Source organism: Flavobacterium johnsoniae (assembly GCF_001879205.1).
In the GTDB taxonomy this organism is placed as follows: domain Bacteria; phylum Bacteroidota; class Bacteroidia; order Flavobacteriales; family Flavobacteriaceae; genus Flavobacterium; species Flavobacterium johnsoniae_A.
Genome location: NZ_MLFK01000008.1, coordinates 1 through 17,802 on the forward strand (window position 1 = coordinate 1; position 17,802 = coordinate 17,802).

Annotated in this window: 15 protein-coding genes; 13 read left to right on the plus strand and 2 right to left on the minus strand. The window is 34.2% G+C overall.

Translation table 11 applies throughout. The features are described from left to right. The 5 genes from BKM63_RS14915 to BKM63_RS14940 all read left to right on the plus strand — a co-directional run. Nucleotides 1-2,232 (plus strand): gliding motility-associated C-terminal domain-containing protein (locus tag BKM63_RS14915; RefSeq protein ID WP_123907081.1); only part of this gene is annotated, 2,232 nt, incomplete at its 5' end. A gap of 46 nt (nt 2,233-2,278) precedes the next feature. Continuing rightward, nucleotides 2,279-3,211, plus strand: coding sequence for a PorP/SprF family type IX secretion system membrane protein (locus tag BKM63_RS14920; RefSeq protein WP_071637385.1), 933 nt, complete (start codon nt 2,279-2,281; stop codon nt 3,209-3,211). 11 nt (nt 3,212-3,222) lie between these two features. After that, nucleotides 3,223-5,160: an OmpA family protein gene (locus tag BKM63_RS14925; protein ID WP_071637386.1), complete on the plus strand. Its 1,938-nt coding sequence runs from the start codon at nt 3,223-3,225 to the stop codon at nt 5,158-5,160. Between the two features lie 247 nt (nt 5,161-5,407). Next, nucleotides 5,408-7,414 carry an NAD-dependent DNA ligase LigA gene (gene ligA / locus BKM63_RS14935; protein WP_071637388.1) on the plus strand — a complete coding sequence of 669 codons (2,007 nt, stop codon included), beginning with the start codon at nt 5,408-5,410 and terminating at the stop codon, nt 7,412-7,414. 70 nt (nt 7,415-7,484) lie between these two features. Beyond that, nucleotides 7,485-8,096, plus strand: a complete 612-nt coding sequence (locus BKM63_RS14940) for a lysoplasmalogenase family protein (RefSeq protein ID WP_083572255.1) — start codon at nt 7,485-7,487, stop codon at nt 8,094-8,096. Here the strand turns inward: BKM63_RS14940 and BKM63_RS14945 are convergent. Both BKM63_RS14945 and BKM63_RS14950 read right to left on the minus strand, forming a co-directional pair. Then, nucleotides 8,082-8,993: a bifunctional metallophosphatase/5'-nucleotidase gene (locus BKM63_RS14945; protein ID WP_071637390.1), complete on the minus strand. Its 912-nt coding sequence runs from the start codon at nt 8,991-8,993 to the stop codon at nt 8,082-8,084. The genes BKM63_RS14940 and BKM63_RS14945 overlap by 15 nt on opposite strands. Nucleotides 8,994-9,122: 129 nt before the next feature. Continuing rightward, nucleotides 9,123-9,902 carry a 5'-nucleotidase C-terminal domain-containing protein gene (locus tag BKM63_RS14950; RefSeq protein WP_071637391.1) on the minus strand — a complete coding sequence of 260 codons (780 nt, stop codon included), beginning with the start codon at nt 9,900-9,902 and terminating at the stop codon, nt 9,123-9,125. Nucleotides 9,903-9,948: 46 nt separating this feature from the next. Here BKM63_RS14950 and BKM63_RS14955 point away from each other — a divergent pair, with 46 nt between their 5' ends. From BKM63_RS14955 to fabV, 8 genes are all read left to right on the plus strand, one after another. Next, on the plus strand, nt 9,949-10,461 hold the full coding sequence (locus BKM63_RS14955; protein ID WP_071637392.1) for a DUF6913 domain-containing protein: 513 nt from the start codon (nt 9,949-9,951) through the stop codon (nt 10,459-10,461). 16 nt (nt 10,462-10,477) lie between these two features. Then, nucleotides 10,478-11,359, plus strand: a complete 882-nt coding sequence (gene dapA / locus BKM63_RS14960) for a 4-hydroxy-tetrahydrodipicolinate synthase (RefSeq protein WP_071637393.1) — start codon at nt 10,478-10,480, stop codon at nt 11,357-11,359. Between the two features lie 137 nt (nt 11,360-11,496). Then, complete coding sequence (locus BKM63_RS14965; protein WP_071637394.1) at nt 11,497-12,291, plus strand: outer membrane protein assembly factor BamD; 795 nt, start codon at nt 11,497-11,499, stop codon at nt 12,289-12,291. Between the two features lie 8 nt (nt 12,292-12,299). Next, nucleotides 12,300-12,617, plus strand: coding sequence for a DNA-directed RNA polymerase subunit omega (locus tag BKM63_RS14970; RefSeq protein WP_007807938.1), 318 nt, complete (start codon nt 12,300-12,302; stop codon nt 12,615-12,617). Between the two features lie 9 nt (nt 12,618-12,626). After that, nucleotides 12,627-13,838, plus strand: coding sequence for a bifunctional phosphopantothenoylcysteine decarboxylase/phosphopantothenate--cysteine ligase CoaBC (gene coaBC / locus BKM63_RS14975; protein WP_071637395.1), 1,212 nt, complete (start codon nt 12,627-12,629; stop codon nt 13,836-13,838). 76 nt (nt 13,839-13,914) lie between these two features. Further along, the gene (locus tag BKM63_RS14980) at nt 13,915-14,799 is read left to right on the plus strand and encodes a DUF4835 family protein (RefSeq protein WP_071637396.1); all 885 of its coding nucleotides are present in this window, start codon (nt 13,915-13,917) and stop codon (nt 14,797-14,799) included. 54 nt (nt 14,800-14,853) lie between these two features. Then, nucleotides 14,854-16,506 carry a DNA repair protein RecN gene (gene recN, locus BKM63_RS14985; RefSeq protein WP_071637397.1) on the plus strand — a complete coding sequence of 551 codons (1,653 nt, stop codon included), beginning with the start codon at nt 14,854-14,856 and terminating at the stop codon, nt 16,504-16,506. Nucleotides 16,507-16,611: 105 nt separating this feature from the next. After that, nucleotides 16,612-17,802 (plus strand): enoyl-ACP reductase FabV, encoded by a 1,191-nt coding sequence (fabV, locus tag BKM63_RS14990; RefSeq protein ID WP_071637398.1) that lies wholly within the window; start codon nt 16,612-16,614, stop codon nt 17,800-17,802.

Sequence of the window (17,802 nt, forward strand, 5' to 3'; positions counted from 1 at the left end):
AATATTGTTTGGTACACAGCATTAACAGGCGGAACAGCGATTCCATCAACAACTGCATTAACAAGTGGGACTTATTATGCAGCCATAAATAATCCTATAACAGGTTGTGAAAGTGCTGCAAGACTATCAGTAACAATTAATGTTAATGATCCTGGAACGCCAACATTAGTAACAGCAGGAACTCAAAACTTCTGTTTAGTGAATGCTCCAACTTTTGCAAGTGTTCAGTTTAATGAAGCCAACATTGTTTGGTACACAGCATTAACAGGAGGAACATTAATTCCATCAACAACCGTCTTGACGAGCGGTACTTATTATGCAGCGATACAAGATGCTGCAGGATGTGAAAGCAATGCAAGATTAGCAGTAGCGGTTAATGTAACAGATCCTCTTACACCAACAACCAATGCAGCTTCACAAACTTTCTGTTCTGGAAATGCGCCAACAGTGGCTAATATTCAGGTAAATGAAGCAAATGTAATTTGGTACAGTGCTTCAACAGGCGGTACACCAATTGCTAGCACAACGGCATTAGCAAATGGTACTTATTATGGTGCTATTCTAGATCCGGCGACAGGATGTTCAAGCAGTGTTAGACTGGCAGTTGCAGTTACAGTTGGAAACACAACAAATCCAACAACTAATAATGCAGCTCAAACTTTCTGTTCAACAGCATCGCCAACCGTAGCCAATATTCAGGTTAACCAAACTGGCGTTACTTGGTTCAGCAGTGCAGCCGGCGGAACTGCAATTCCGGCAAATACTCCTTTAGTTTCTGGTATTTATTTTGGAAACATTGTAGACCCGGCATCTGGATGCGAAAGCGCAACTCGTTTACAAGTTACAGTTACAGTATCAGATCCAAGTCCGACACCAACAACAACCGATACGGCACAGGAGTTTTGTTCAGTAAATGCACCAACAGTTGCTAATATTCAGGTAAATGAAGCAAATGTTGTTTGGTACAGCACAGCAACAGGAGGAACAGCAATTCCAGCGACAACAGCTTTGGCTACAGGTACTTATTACGGTGCGGTTGCAAGTAGTACTAATTGCGAAAATCCGGTAAGGTTAGCTGTTACAGTTTTAGTAAGTACTCCGGGTATTGTTACAACACCTAGAACAACACAAACATTCTGTTTATCAGCACATCCAACAATCGAAAATATTGTGGTTAATGAAGCAAATGTAATTTTCTACAGTTCTGCAACAGGAGGAACTCCATTAGCAGCAGGTACAGAGCTGACTGCAGGAACCTATTTTGCAGCACCGCTTAATAACACAACTAACGGATGTCAAAATGCAGGCAGACTAGGTATTACGGTTAATTTTGAGAACGATGCTTTAGTACAACTTACTACTAATGATGATACTCCATGTGTTTTCAAAGGTGTAACGTATTCAATTGCAAATGGAAAATCAGATTATGTTTGGACCATTACAAACGGAACTATTCTTTCTGGCGGAGGAAACGCTGACGGAACTGTAACAGTTTCATGGTCTGATATAGGACCGGGAAGAGTTTCGGTTACTTACATTAATAATTGTAACGAAACCACGACTAAGTTCTTGAACGTAAATGTTGCCACTTGTTCTGATATAACAATTACGAATGTAGTAGATAATCCTACTCCTAATTTTGGAGATAAAGTAACCTTTACTATAACAGTAAACAATGTGGGCGAGGGAAGTTTCATAAATACAATTGTGAGTGAACTTTTACCAAGCGGATACGATTTAGTAAGCTCCAGCACAACAGGCGGAACATACGATCCAGCAACAGGACTTTGGACAATACCAACTTTAGCATCAGGCCAAAGTGTTGTACTTACAGTAGTTGCTGAGGTATTATCCAGCGGAAACTATCTAAATGTTGCGGCTATAGAAATTTCAACTCCTTTAGATGTTGATGCGGCAAACAATTCAGCTTCGGCTTCAGTTGAACCAATTTGTTTAACAGTTTACAATGAGTTCACACCAAATAATGATGGAGCGAATGATCTGTTTAGAATTGATTGTATCGAATCATATCCTAATAATGAATTGAAAGTCTATAATAGATATGGTTCATTAGTGTACAGCAGACAACATTATGAAAACGATTGGGACGGAACTGCAAATGTATCCGGAGTTGTTAATAGAGGAGATATGCTGCCAACAGGTACTTATTTTTATGTGATTACCATTGGAGATGGAACGGTTAAAAAAGGATGGTTATCTATTATGAGATAAGCATTTCTATTAATCATCTAATTAATTAAACTAAATAAGTATCGTTATGAAACTATATATAAAACCATTAGAAACGTATTTCATTTTAATATGTTCTTTTATCACAATATGTGCCAGTGCACAGCAAGATCCCGAGTATACACAATATATGTATAACACAATGGCGGTAAATCCGGCTTATGCCGGATCAACCGGCAGTTTAGAAGCAACTCTTTTGCATCGTTCTCAGTGGGTAGGAATTTCGGGAGCGCCAGAAACGCAGTCGTTTTCTATTCACGCACCGCTTCGAAATGAAAAAATTGGTTTAGGGTTAAGTGTTGTCAACGACAAAATTGGACCTTCAAACGAATTATATCTTGACGGAAACTTCTCTTATTCAGTGCCTCTTGGATATGAAAAAAGATTGGCTTTTGGTCTTAAAGCAGGTATGAGAATGTTAAATATAGATTGGTCTAAAGGAAGATATTATGACGGGACAGATGTCCTTTTGAATCAAAATATCGACAACCAGATGAAATTAGCAGTTGGAGCAGGAATCTACTATTATACAGAAAAATGGTATTTAGGTTTCTCAATCCCTAGTTTTATTCAGAACAACTATTATGATGATGTTCAGGAATCTATAGATTATGATCGTTTACATTATTATTTAATGGGAGGATATGTTTTTGATTTGAACCCAAATTTAAAGTTCAAACCAGCATTTTTAGTAAAAGCAGTAAGCGGAGCACCGCTCACTGCTGATATATCGGCGAATTTTATGATTTATGAAAAATTTGTTATTGGTGGATCATATAGAACAGATGATTCGATCAGTATTTTGGCAGGTTTTCAAATATCAAAAAGTTTTTATCTCGGATATGCTTTTGATTACACTGTAAGCGGATTGAATAAATACAACGACGGAACTCATGAGTTCATTCTGCGTTATACATTCAATAAAAATCAAAGCAAAATCAAGTCTCCTCGATTCTTCTAAAAACAAAACATATGAAAAAACTATATATCCTGAGTTTAGTCTTGAGCATTACGTTTAGTTTTGCTCAAAAGACTAATTTAAAACAAGCCGATGCATTGTTTAGAAATTATTCATATGCTGATGCTTCAAAAGCGTATGAGGAAATTTTGCAAAACATCAAAAATCCCACGGCTCAAACGTTAAAAAATGCCGCCGACTCGTATTATTTTATTTCAGATGCGCGAAATGCATTAAAATGGTATAAAAAACTTTACGAAGTTCAAGGCAATAATTTAACGGATATTTACTACCTGCGTTATATTCAAACCATGAAAGCGGTTATGGATTACGATCAGGCAGATAAAATCACGAAGGAATATCTCGATAAAAAAGGAGATCAGAAAGAGATTAACAGATACGTTGCTCAAAAGAAACAATTGGATAGTCTGGCAAAAGCAAGACCGCTTTATACGATTAAAAATTTGGATATTAACACCAGCAAATCTGATTTTGGAGCCACATTTTTTGGAGATAAAATAGTCTTTACTTCGGCAAGAGATACAACTAAGTTTAGCGAAAAATTGTATACATGGAACAATCAGCCTTTCTTGAATTTATATGTTTCAGAAAGAAATCCTGCTGATGGAAGTTTGTTCAACGAAACAATATTTCTGCCAAATGTAATGAGTAAATATCATGAAGCTACTGCTAGTTTTGATCCAAGTGGAAAAACTATTTATTATTCTACAAACATTGTAAAGAAAAATAAATTGGTTGTTGATGAAAACAAAATCAACAATTTTCAAATCATCAAAGGTTCAATTGTAGACAATAAACTTGAAAATCCGCAAAAAGTATTCTTTGACAACGACGATTACTCAGTTGGCCACCCAAGTTTAAGCGATGACGGACAATGGCTTTTCTTTGCATCAGATATGCCGGGAGGTTTTGGTGAAACGGATTTGTACGTCGTAAAAATTGCTGCCGACGGAACGATGAGCTCTCCACTAAATTTGGGACCAAATATCAATACAATGGGTAATGAGGTTTTTCCTTATTACCGAAACGGAATCCTGTATTTCTCTTCAGACGGACACTATGGCTTAGGTGATTTAGATGTTTACGAAAGCAAATTTTTAGCCGATGGAAATTTCACGGTGCCAAGAAACCTTGGAGCTCCAATAAACAGTAACAAAGACGATTTTGCTTATATCGTAGATAAAACGGATGCTTACGGTTATGTTTCGTCTAATAGAGCAGGAGGTAAAGGAGATGATGATATTTATGCGTTCGTAAAAGGAAAACCTGTTTGTAACCAAAGCATTTCCGGAATGGCAGTTGACAGAAAAACCAAAAAACCTTTGACAGACGTTACTGTAATGGCTTACAATTCTTTTAAAGAAGTTTTAGGAGAGACGAAAACCAATTATGAAGGGAAATACGCCATTGTGGTTCCTTGTAACAAAGTCGTGAATTTGATTGCTGCAAAGCCAAATTACAGCAGTGACGAAAAAACAGTAGAAACTACAAAGGAAAACGAAGGCGAAATTAAAGATGTGAATTTTGAACTGAGCAATTATGATGATTTAGTAGTTAAAAAGAAAGGGGTAGAAATGGTAGATGTTAAACCAATTTATTTTGATTACGACAAATACGACATCACGCCTTTGGCTATTGAAGAATTAACGAAAGTTGTTTTTGTGATGCAGAAATTTCCAAACATCAAAATCAAAATTGAATCGCACACAGATTCACGCGGAAAAGATTCTTATAACCTGAAACTTTCTGACAACAGAGCCAAGTCAACAAGAGATTATATTCTTTCACAAGGCATAGACGCTTCGAGAATTGAAAGCGCCATTGGTTACGGCGAAAGCCGCTTAATTAATAAATGCAAAAACGGAGTGAAATGTACTGAAGAAGAACATTTGCTTAACAGACGCTCCGATTTTATCATTATTCAAAAATAGTACTATATTTGTTTGCTAGTGGTTTGATTATCAGTGTAAAAATATAGAACGTAGAAACCATTTGGAAGTTGGTTTTTTTAAATTCTTTTTTAAGAATAATGGACAAGGAGAAAATCAGGCCGCATATTTTTGCTGCCTGATTTTTGATTTTATAAAACTTTGCGTTTTTAATGTCTTTCAAAACAAAAATAATCCTAATTTTGATATTATTTATTCTCAATTACAACCAGCATTATTTTAATATTTTATGAGTATTCAGGAAACCATTCAAACCTTACGAAACGAACTTAATCAACATAATTACAATTATTATGTGCTAGATAATGCCACAATTTCTGATTACGATTTTGATATCAAACTAAAAGAACTGCAGGATTTAGAGAACAAACATCCGGAGTTTTTTGACGAAGATTCTCCAACACAGCGAGTAGGCGGTACAGTTACAAAAAACTTTAAAACTGTTGCACACCAATACCGCATGTATTCCCTTGATAATTCCTATTCAAAAGAAGATTTGATCGACTGGGAAAACAGAATTCAGCGTGTTTTAGGAAATGTTAATCTGCAGTATACCTGCGAATTAAAATATGATGGAGCTTCAATAAGTATTTCATACGAAAACGGAAAATTAGTTCAGGCGCTTACACGAGGCGATGGTTTTCAGGGAGATGAGGTGACTAATAATATTAAAACCATAAAATCTATTCCTTTAAAATTAAAAGGAGATTATCCTGCAAAATTTGATATCCGCGGAGAAATTATTCTGCCTTTTGCCGGTTTCGAAAAAATGAATCAGGAATTAATTGAAATTGGAGAAACCCCTTACTCAAACCCAAGAAATACAGCTTCGGGAAGTTTAAAACTGCAAGACAGCGCTGAGGTTGCAAAACGTCCGTTAGAATGTTTATTGTATTTTGTAACAGGGAATAATTTACCTTTTAAATCTCAATTTGAAGGACTGGAATCGGCCAGAAAATGGGGATTCAAAGTGCCAAATGAAGCCAAATTAGTCAACAACATGCAGGAGGTTTTTGACTTTATTGATTATTGGGACGTTCACCGTCATAAACTACCTTATGAAACAGATGGTGTAGTTATAAAAGTTAACAGTATTCATTCTCAGGAAGAATTAGGATATACAGCAAAATCCCCACGTTGGGCCATTGCCTATAAATTTAAGTCGGAGCAGGTTTCAACGAAATTAAAATCGATTTCCTATCAGGTTGGGCGTACGGGAGCAATTACTCCGGTTGCTAATCTTGAACCTGTTCAATTGGCAGGAACCATTGTAAAGAGAGCTTCTCTTCATAATGCCGATCAGATCGAAAAACTGGATATTAGAATAAACGATACCGTTTTTGTTGAAAAAGGAGGCGAAATTATTCCTAAAATTATTGCCGTAGATTTAGAAAAACGCCCGGAAAATTCAGAGCCGACACAATACATTACACATTGTCCGGAATGTCAGATCGAATTGGTGAGAAATGCCGGCGAAGCCAATCATTATTGCCCAAATTTTTATGGATGTCCGCCTCAGATTATTGGCAGAATTCAGCATTATATTTCAAGAAAAGCAATGGATATTGAAGGGCTTGGAGGAGAAACTGTGGCCCTGCTTTTCAATAACGGATTAGTACACAATTATGCGGATTTATACGAATTGAAAGTCGAAGATATTCTTCCGTTAGAAAGAATGGCACAAAAATCAGCCGAAAATTTGGTAAAAGGCGTAGAAAAATCCAAAGAAATTCCGTTTGAAAGTGTCTTATTTGCTTTAGGAATTCGTTTTGTGGGAGAAACAGTGGCGAAAAAATTAGCCAAACATTATAAAAATATCGACGCACTAAGCCAGGCCTCTTTAATGGATTTAATTCTAGTTGACGAAATTGGAGAAAGAATCGCCAGAAGTGTTATAGAATTTTTTGAAAACGAAGAAAATAAAATCATAATTGAACGATTAAAAAATTATGGTGTTCAATTTGAAATTGTAGAAAGAATAAACCCAAATGCTACCGAGAAATTTATTGGAAAAACTTTTGTTGTTTCAGGAGTTTTCAGCCAATTTTCAAGAGATGAATTAAAAAAAGCGATAGAAGATAATGGTGGAAAAGTAGGAAGTTCAATTTCTGCAAAAACCGACTTTGTCGTAGCGGGAGATAATATGGGACCGGCTAAATTAGAAAAAGCAACAAAATTAAATATTCCTATACTATCAGAAGATGATTTTATAACAAAACTGAATGAAGGCCAATAAACCATCGTTAATTTTATTTTTTCTAGCATTACTGTTCACAATTATTTTTGATTGTACAAAACAGGATTTTATGGCGATTTATGCCAAAGCAATAGTATTGCCTGCTATTTTTATCTATTTTTTGATCAGTAATGAATTTAAGATAAAAAAAACAGAAAGTTTTATTTTTCTTTTTTGTTTTATAGGGCAGGTATTTGACCTTATGGATGTTGAGGTTTCTGAGATTGGCGGTGTTATTAGTTTCTTAGTTGTTTATTCCTTAATAATGCTTCTTTTTATAAGGGAACATGAAAGAATAAAACTTGTAAAGAAAGATATACTGCCTATTTCTATAGTAGTTGTTTTTATTGTATACCTGCTTATTTCTGTACTCAGCATGAAATTTGACAACATGCAGAAATTTAATATCATCTTTGTTCTCTACGGAATCATACTGAGTTTAATAAGCTATTTTTCATTTGTAAGCTATATAACAAAAGGAACATTTATTACACTTTTAATGTCCCTAATGTCAGTAAGCTATATATTCTCGGATATATTCTATATTTTCAACGAGTACTTTTCCTATTCGGTTGTACTCGTTTTAATTCGAGATGTGACGCAAATTCTGGCCTATTTTTTTATGGTAGAATATTTCCTCGAGAAAACTAAAATGCAGAGAAAAGCCTTATACAATAATTGATCTTGCCTGATTGCTGTGAGCTTTATCTTTATCAAAGTAAAAATCAATTCGGCCTAAGTTAATTCCATAACAACCCACCTGATTTACTAATACATCCTGTCCTGCTTTATTTTTTACAACAGTTGGTTTGTCCAGAAAAGTATGCGTGTGACCGCCAATAATCAAATCGATATCCTGAGTAAGCGCGGCAAACTTTAAATCGGAAATCTTATTTTCATCATCTTTATATTTGTAACCAAGATGCGAAAGACAAATAACTAAATCACACTTTTCTTCTTTCTTTAATAACTGCGTCATGTCCTGCGCAATTTCAACAGGATTGTTATAAACGGTTTCTTTGTATAACTGTTTATCAACTAACCCCTGAAGTTCAATTCCGACACCAAAAACACCAACCTTAATACCATTTTTATTAAAAATTTTATAAGGTTTTACAAGTCCGTTCATCACGGTGTTTTTAAAATCATAGTTTGAGCAGATAAACTCAAAACTTGCATGCGGCATTTGTGCATAAAGGCCGTCAAGACCATTATCAAAATCATGATTTCCAATTGTAGAAGCATCATATTTCATCATGCTCATCAATTTAAATTCGAGTTCGCCGCCATAATAATTAAAATACGGAGTTCCCTGAAAAATATCTCCGGCGTCTAATAAAAGCACATTTGGGTTTTCCTGACGAATGGTTTCAATAAGTGCGGCACGACGAGACACACCGCCTTTGTTTGGGTTGCGGGGATCATCAGCCGGAAATGGATCTATATGACTGTGAACATCATTAGTATGAAGAATCGTTAAGTGTTTAATATCGCTGGTTTCAAAACTGCTCAAAGACAATCCTAAACTTAATAAGGCAGTACTTGCAGCTGTTTTTTCGATAAATTCTCTTCTTTTCATTTTGTATGTTTTTTGCGGAACGATATTTTATTATTTAATTTTTACACCAGAAATTAAAAAGATTTGCATCGAGTTTTTTTAATCTGTGGCTAAAATTTTTACGCGCATATAAAAATATGAGCTTGTTTTTTATTCTTCTGTAATTCTAACGTCTCTTGGAACCGGAATTGTGTCAACCTCTTTGAAATAATCAATTAAAACATTTCTTAGTTTGTAATTCAAATCATATTTCTGAATATTTTTTGCAAAGAAAGTCATACTGTCACCGCCATTTGCCAAATAATCATTTGTGGCAACATAATAAATTTTGTTTACATCCAAAGGTTTTCCCTGGATCAGTATATTTTTTGCCGTATTGTCTTTTGCAATTGTAAAAGTCATTCCGGATAAAGGATGTGGTTTTTTCTCCTTAATAATATAAGAAGTCATTTCTAAAATCTGTTCGCCCTTGAGAGCCAGAACAACCAAATTGTTTTCAAAAGGCATAATTTCAAAAGCGGATCTTGTTGTAACATTTCCTTTTGGTAAAATAGCTCTGATACCGCCATGATTTAAGAAACACAGATCGATATTTTTTTTCTCGCGGGTATTAAAAACTTTATTTCCTCGTTCTAAACAAACATCAGCAAGAAGATTACCAATAGTAGTCTGCCATTTGCCTGTACTTTTGTCCAGTGTTTCCGGGCAATAGGCCAAAACATTATCCAAATCCTTATTTATATGATCACGATAAGGTTTAATAAAAGTTTCAATTTGAGGGGTTTGAGAGATGCTTTCTGTTACAGGAAGCTGTTTTCCTTCTATCTTAGTCAGGTTATAATTCTTGTGACTGCAGGAAAATATTGAAAATACTGTTAAGAATATAACAAAAAGTTTTAAAAATCGGTTATACTTTTTTAGTTTTACCATTTTAAATGCGGCTTAAATAATTAATTTTGTAATTTGTAAAAGTACTATGTTTTTAAATTATATAAAGGAATTTTTTGTAAAAAAATCATTAAAAAATAACTTGAATATTCTCAAAAATGAAGTCTTTACAAGCAATATACAAACAATTGGTTTACTAGTAGATGAGAGTAAATTTCGTTATTCAAAGGAGTTAATAAAAGAACTTGTTTCAAACGGAATTGCCCCGGAGAACATAAAAATTGTTGCGTACAGACAGAAATTCAAAAAGAAAAAAATCTATTCTAAACCTACTTTTGGTAAAAAACATATCGATTGGAGAGGGCAGATCACAGAAGCTTTTTTAAATGAATTTACAGATACAGAATTTGATCTTTTGATTAGTTATTATGATCTTGAAAATGCTGTTTTGATGATGATAACCAGCAAATCAAAAGCAAAATTTAAAGTAGGATTTTCATCAGTTGATAACAATTTGAACCGATGGATGATAGATACTACAATGGCAGAGTATAAACTTTTCATTTCTGAATTGTTTAAGTATTTAAAAAGTATAAAATAAAATTATAAATTAAAATATGCAATCATTAATAGGAACTGGTGTTGCGCTTGTAACCCCATTTAAAAAAGACTTTTCAGTAGATATCGAAGCATTGCAGCGCATTGTTAACTTTTCGATAGACGGAGGAGTGGAATATCTTGTAGTTATGGGTACTACTGCAGAAAATGCAACCCTGACAGAAAGCGAGAAAGAACTGGTTATTAACACTGTTATTGATGTTAATAAAGGAAGACTGCCATTGGTTCTTGGAGTAGGGGGTAATAATACGATGCAGATTGTTGAGGAATTGAAGACAAGAGATTTTTCGGCATTTGAAGCAATACTTTCTGTTTCTCCTTATTATAATAAACCAACACAGGAAGGGATTTATCAGCATTTTAAAGCCATCGCTGAGGCATCTCCGATACCTGTAATTTTATATAACGTACCGGGAAGAACGTCAAGTAATATGCTTCCGTCAACGGTAATTCGTTTAGCAAATGATTTTGATAATGTAGTGGCTATAAAAGAAGCTGCAGGAGATATGGCGCAGGCTTTACAGCTTATCAAAAACGCACCAAAAGATTTTCTTGTAATTTCAGGAGATGATATGATTGCTTTGCCGATAGTTTTAGCCGGTGGAGCAGGAGTGATTTCGGTAATTGGACAAGGATTTCCAAAAGAATTTACAGAAATGATTCGTTTAGGATTAAATAAAAAAGTTGCGGAAGCGTTTAAAACACAATACTTTTTGTCGGACTGTATCGATATGATTTTCGAGCAGGGAAATCCAGCCGGAATCAAACAAGTGTTTCAAGCCCTTGGTATTGCTGATAATACTGTTCGTTTACCATTGGTTTCGGTTGATGAATCTTTAGCACAAAGACTAAATGAGTTTGTAAAAAACAGCATTAAATAATTGTTAAAGTGTTAGTATTTTAATATACTAAAAAATTATTTTGCAGTCGCTAAATTAATAACTAAATTTGCCACCGAAACTTCGGTGTGGTTTTGCTTTGGCATAGTGTCGAAAGAAATCATAATAAAAGTAAGAAAATGAAAAAAATAGTATCTCTATTAATTGTTGTTGCCCTTTTTTGTTCTTGTAGTGAGTATCAAAAAGCATTAAAAAATGAAGATGTTGCAGCAAAATTTCAAGTAGCGACAAAAATGTATGATGCTGGTAAATATTCAAAAGCGATTCGTCTTTTTGAACAATTAGCACCTACATATAGAGGTAAGCCTCAGGCGGAAAAACTTTTTTATATGTTTTCTCAGTCTTATTATAAAACAAAGCAATATTACTTAGCTGGTTATCAGTTTGAAAGCTTTGTTTCTGGTTATCCAAGAAGTGAAAAAGTACAGGAAGCGGCATTTTTAGGGGCTTACAGCTATTCAAAATTAGCGCCGGTTTACAGCTTAGATCAGGCTGATACTGTAAAAGCTTTAGATAAGTTACAAACGTTTATCGATAATTATCCAAACTCAGAGTACCTTGCTCAGGCAAATGAAGCAGTGAAAATTCTGAATGGAAAATTAGAGAAAAAAGCATACGAAAATGCTAAAGGATACAATACAATTTCAGATTACAAATCAGCTCTTGTAGCTTTTGATAATTTTATAGCTGATTTTCCGGGAACGCCTTTTAAAGAGGATGCTTTGTTTTACAAATACGATTCAGCATACCAACTAGCAATAAACAGTATTCCTGCAAAAATGGAAGAGCGTTTAAAAATAGCGCAGACAGCTTATGCTAATTTGATGAAATTTAAAAGCGATACAAAGTATAAAGAAAAGGCAGATCAGATGAATGCCAGAGTTGAAACAGATTTACAAAAATTTACTAAATAAATAAAGTCATGGATTTAAAAAAGACGAATGCTCCTGTTAATACAATAACTTACAATAAAACAGTTATTGAAGAACCAACAGGAAATGTGTATGAGGCAATTACCATTATGGCTAAAAGAGCAAACCAAATTAATTCTGAAATTAAAAAAGAATTAACTGAGAAATTAGAAGAGTTTGCTACTTATAATGACAGTCTTGAGGAAGTTTTTGAAAATAAAGAACAAATCGAAGTATCTAAATTTTACGAAAAATTACCAAAACCACACGCTTTAGCTGTTCAGGAATGGTTAGACGGTAAAACTTACCACAGAGGTTCAAACAAATAATACAGTATAATGTCAGTTTTAAACGGGAAAAAAGTTTTACTGGGAGTTTCTGGTGGAATTGCAGCGTATAAAACAGCCTCATTAGTACGACTTTTTATAAAAGCAGGTGCACATGTCCAAGTGATAATGACACCTGCTTCTAAGGATTTTGTAACGCCGCTTACGCTTTCTACGTTATCTAAAAATCCAGTACACTCCAGTTTTTTTAATGAAGACGATGCAGATGCTGTATGGAACAATCATGTTGATTTAGCACTTTGGGCTGATTTAATGCTGATTGCCCCGGCTACTGCCAATACATTGTCTAAAATGACAACTGGAAACTCAGACAATCTTTTAATTGCAGCTTACTTATCAGCTAAATGTCCTGTCTATTTTGCTCCGGCGATGGACTTGGATATGTATAAACATCCCTCCACAGTTTCTAGTTTTAACGCTCTAAAGCAGTTTGGAAACATTATGATTCCGGCTGAAAGCGGCGAATTAGCAAGTGGTTTGTCTGGTGAAGGACGAATGGCTGAACCTGAGAATATTATAGCTTTTCTTGAAGCTGATTTAGAAAGTAAATTGCCGTTAAGAGGAAAAAAAATACTAATTACTGCAGGTCCAACATACGAAGCGATAGATCCCGTGCGTTTTATAGGAAATCATTCTTCAGGAAAAATGGGATTTGATATTGCTAATGAAGCTGCTAATCTGGGGGCTGAAGTTGTTTTAGTTTCAGGGCCAACTCATTACAAAGTTAAAAATACCTCAATTGAAGTTGTAAATGTAATTTCTGCACAAGAAATGTACGACGCTTGTCATCATTATTTCAATGATGTAGATGCGGCAATTGCTGCGGCAGCAGTCGCAGATTACAGACCAAAAGAAGTTGCTTTACAGAAAATTAAGAAAAATTCAAATGAATTTTCGATTGAATTAGAAAAGACAAAAGATATCTTATCTTCTTTGGGAGCAATCAAAAAAAATCAATTTTTAATTGGTTTTGCTTTAGAAACTGAAAATGAAATTGAAAATGCTAAGTTGAAAATTCAGAAAAAAAACTTAGATTTGATTGTTCTAAATTCTTTGCAGGATGAGGGCGCCGGTTTTAAAAAAGAAACCAATAAAGTTACCTTTATTGATAAAGATTTTAAAATTGAGCCAATGGAATTGAAAGCAAAAGAATTTGTAGCAGAAGATATTTTGAAGAAAGTAGTATCGCATTTTTCAAAATAGTACTATTTTAAGAATGTGGTCTAAGCAAGAAATAGGAATACTATTTATGCTAATTAAAAAATAATATTTTATTTGTATGAAGAGGATAGTTACTTTTTTAGTCTTTTTGTTTTTTGGAATTACTCAGGCACAGCAGCTAAATTGTACCGTAACTGTTAATACGGAAAGGCTTCCTAATGCGAATCAGCAGGTTTTTAAAACACTTCAAACTTCGTTATCTGAATTTGTGAATAAAACAGACTGGACTGGTGCGGTCTTAAAACAAAATGAAAGAATTAACTGTTCTATGTATATAACTTTGTCATCAGGCGGTTCAGATCAATTTACAGGAACAATACAAGTACAATCTTCAAGGTTGATTTTTAACTCTACCTATTCATCGCCAGTTTTTAATTTTAACGACAAAGATTTTAATTTTAAATATACAGAATACGAGCCGCTGTTGTTTAATCCTTCTGTTTACGAATCCAACCTAGTATCTGTGATTTCTTTCTATTGTTATATGATTTTAGGGATGGATGCTGATACTTTTCAAATGGGAGCAGGAAATCAATGGCTTGAGACCGCCCAAAATATTGCAAACGTTGCACAACAGGGAGGTTTTAAAGGCTGGACACAGTCTGATGGACTTAATAATCGTTATTATTTAATTAATGATATGCTTTCTCCAATGTTCAGCGATTTGCGCCAGACTAATTTCTTGTATCATACCGGCTTAGATACAATGAGTGATGATTTGAAAGGAGCAAAAGAAAAAATTAAATCTTCTGTAATACTTGTAGGTAAATTAAATTCGGTTAAGCCGAATGCATTTTTAACACGAGTATTTTTTGATGCAAAATCAGACGAAATAGTTTCTATATTTTCTGGAGGACCAAGTATTCCGGTTACGGACTTGACAGATGTTTTAAATAAAGTTTCGCCATTAAACTCAACAAAATGGTCTCAAATTAGGTTCTAAAACTTAATTTTTATTTTCTTCACTAACTAACCTTTATATTTATAAAATTCCTTTATGATAACTTCACTGTCAATTAAAAATTATGCTCTGATTGAAAAGCTTTCTATTGATTTTTCAAAAGGTTTTTCTATAATTACAGGTGAAACAGGTGCAGGTAAATCGATTATTTTAGGAGCAATTGGACTTGTTCTGGGAAAAAGAGCCGATCTTACTTCGTTAAAAAATAAAGAAGAAAAATGTGTGATCGAAGCACAGTTTGAAATTTCTAAATACAATTTAAAAGATTTTTTTCAGGCAAATGATTTGGATTATGAAGATGAAACGATAATTCGACGCGAAATTCTGCCTTCTGGAAAATCTCGTGCTTTTATAAATGATAGTCCTGTAAACCTTCAGGAATTACAGGATTTAAGCCTTTTTCTAATTGATATTCATTCCCAGCAGCAAACTCAGGAGCTTTCTGATGAAAGCGTTCAGTTTAAAATAATTGATGCTATTGCAAATAATTTCGATACGATTTTGTCTTATCAAAACTTACTAAAGTTTTATAAATCAGAGAAATCAAAACTAAATGCTTTGCTGAAAAAACAAAGCGACTCAGGAAAAGAGCAGGAATACAATACCTTTTTGCTGAATGAATTGGTTTCGGCTAAATTAAAATCTGGCGAGCAGACAGAATTAGAAGCTGATTTTGAAAAACTTAATAATGTTGAAATTATAAAAGAATCTATTGATAAATCTCTTGTAATTGCAAACGAAGAACAGTTTGGAGTATTTCATAATCTTAATGAAATAAAAGCAGCTTTGCAGAAAATTGCACCATTTTCTCCGGAATATGAAAACTTATTTGAAAGAATAACCAGTATTTCAATTGAATTTGATGACATTTCAAAAGAATTGCAAAATGCTTCTGAAAAACTATTAAACGATCCGGAGCAATTAGAATTAGTAAGTCAAAAACTGCAGTTGATTTTCAATTTACAAAAGAAACATCATGTTACCTCTGTAGAAGAATTGCTTCAAATTCAGGCAGATTTAGGAAATACACTTCTTGAATTAGATAATATAGAAGAAGAAATTGAAACCTTGTCTAAATCAATCGAACAAAAAGCGAATGAATTGGATGCTTTTGCTGATATTATTCATCAAAATAGAATAAATGCCATTCCGGTCTTATCAAATCAGTTAATTTCGATTTTAGAGACATTAGGAATGCCAAATGTTCGTTTTCAAATGGAATTGCTGCCATCAGAAACCTATTTCCAAAACGGAAAAGACGAATTGCAATTTTTGTTTTCAGCCAATAAAGGAACTGATTTTGGTTTGTTGAAAAAAGTAGCTTCAGGAGGAGAGATGTCTCGTATTATGCTGGCTGTAAAAGCAATTTTGGCTCAGTATTCAAAATTACCAACTTTAATTTTTGATGAAATTGATACCGGGGTTTCAGGAGAAATTGCCATTAGAATGGGAGAAATTATGAAAGAAATGAGTGCTAAAATGCAGATTTTTGCCATTACCCATTTACCACAGATTGCAGCAAAAGGCGATTCGCATTTCAAAGTTTCAAAAGCAACAATTGACGATGATACACAGTCGGAATTAAGGCTACTGTCTCAGGACGAAAGAGTTATAGAAATTGCTCAAATGTTATCGGGAGCAGTCGTTTCTGATTCGGCTTTAAATCACGCCAAAGCCTTGTTGAACTAAAGAAATACTTTATATTTGTCATCGAAAAATAATTAAACAAACATAAATTAGTCCGTCAGTTATTGTAAAGAATAAGCAGCTGATTTATGAGTAAATAAAAAAAGTATGATTATAGAACCTAGAATGAGAGGATTTATTTGTTTGACTGCCCACCCAAAGGGAGCTGAGCAAAATGTTAAAAATCAAATAGAATATATCCAATCAAAAGGTGCAATTGCCGGAGCAAAAAAAGTATTAGTTATTGGTGCTTCAACAGGTTTCGGGTTAGCTTCAAGAATTACAAGTGCTTTCGGATCTGACGCTGCTACAATTGGAGTGTTTTTTGAAAAACCGCCAGTTGAAGGAAAAACAGCTTCGCCAGGATGGTATAATTCTGCAGCATTTGAAACAGAGGCTCATAAAGCAGGTTTATATGCAAAAAGTATCAATGGAGATGCTTTTTCAAACGAAATAAAAAGAGAAACACTAGATTTAATCAAAGCTGATTTAGGGCAGGTAGATCTTGTAATTTATAGTTTAGCTTCGCCAGTGCGCACAAACCCTAATACAGGAGTTACGCACCGTTCGGTTCTAAAACCAATCGGACAAACATTTACAAATAAAACAGTTGATTTTCATACAGGAAATGTAACCGAAGTTTCAATCGCTCCGGCAAATGAAGAGGATATTGAAAATACTGTTGCTGTAATGGGAGGTGAAGACTGGGCAATGTGGATTGATGCTTTAAAAAATGAAAATTTATTGGCAGAAGGTGCAACAACAATTGCTTACTCATACATTGGGCCAGAATTAACAGAGGCAGTTTACCGTAAAGGTACAATTGGACGTGCAAAAGACCATTTAGAGGCAACAGCATTTACAATTACAGACAGTTTACAATCTATTGGAGGGAAAGCTTATGTATCTGTAAATAAAGCTTTGGTTACGCAGGCAAGTTCTGCTATTCCGGTTATTCCGTTGTATATTTCTCTTTTATATAAAATTATGAAAGAAGAAGGTATTCACGAAGGATGTATCGAACAGATTCAACGTTTATTCCAGGAAAGATTATACACAGGTTCTGAGGTTCCTGTAGATGAAAAAGGAAGAATCAGAATTGACGACTGGGAAATGCGCGAAGATGTTCAGGCGAAAGTTGCAGAACTTTGGAAAGAGGCTACAACAGAAACGTTACCGGCTATTGGAGATTTAGCAGGTTACAGAAATGATTTCTTAAATTTATTTGGATTTGAATTTGACGGAGTTGACTACAAAGCAGAAGCAAATGAAGTAGTTAATATCGACAGTATCAAGTAA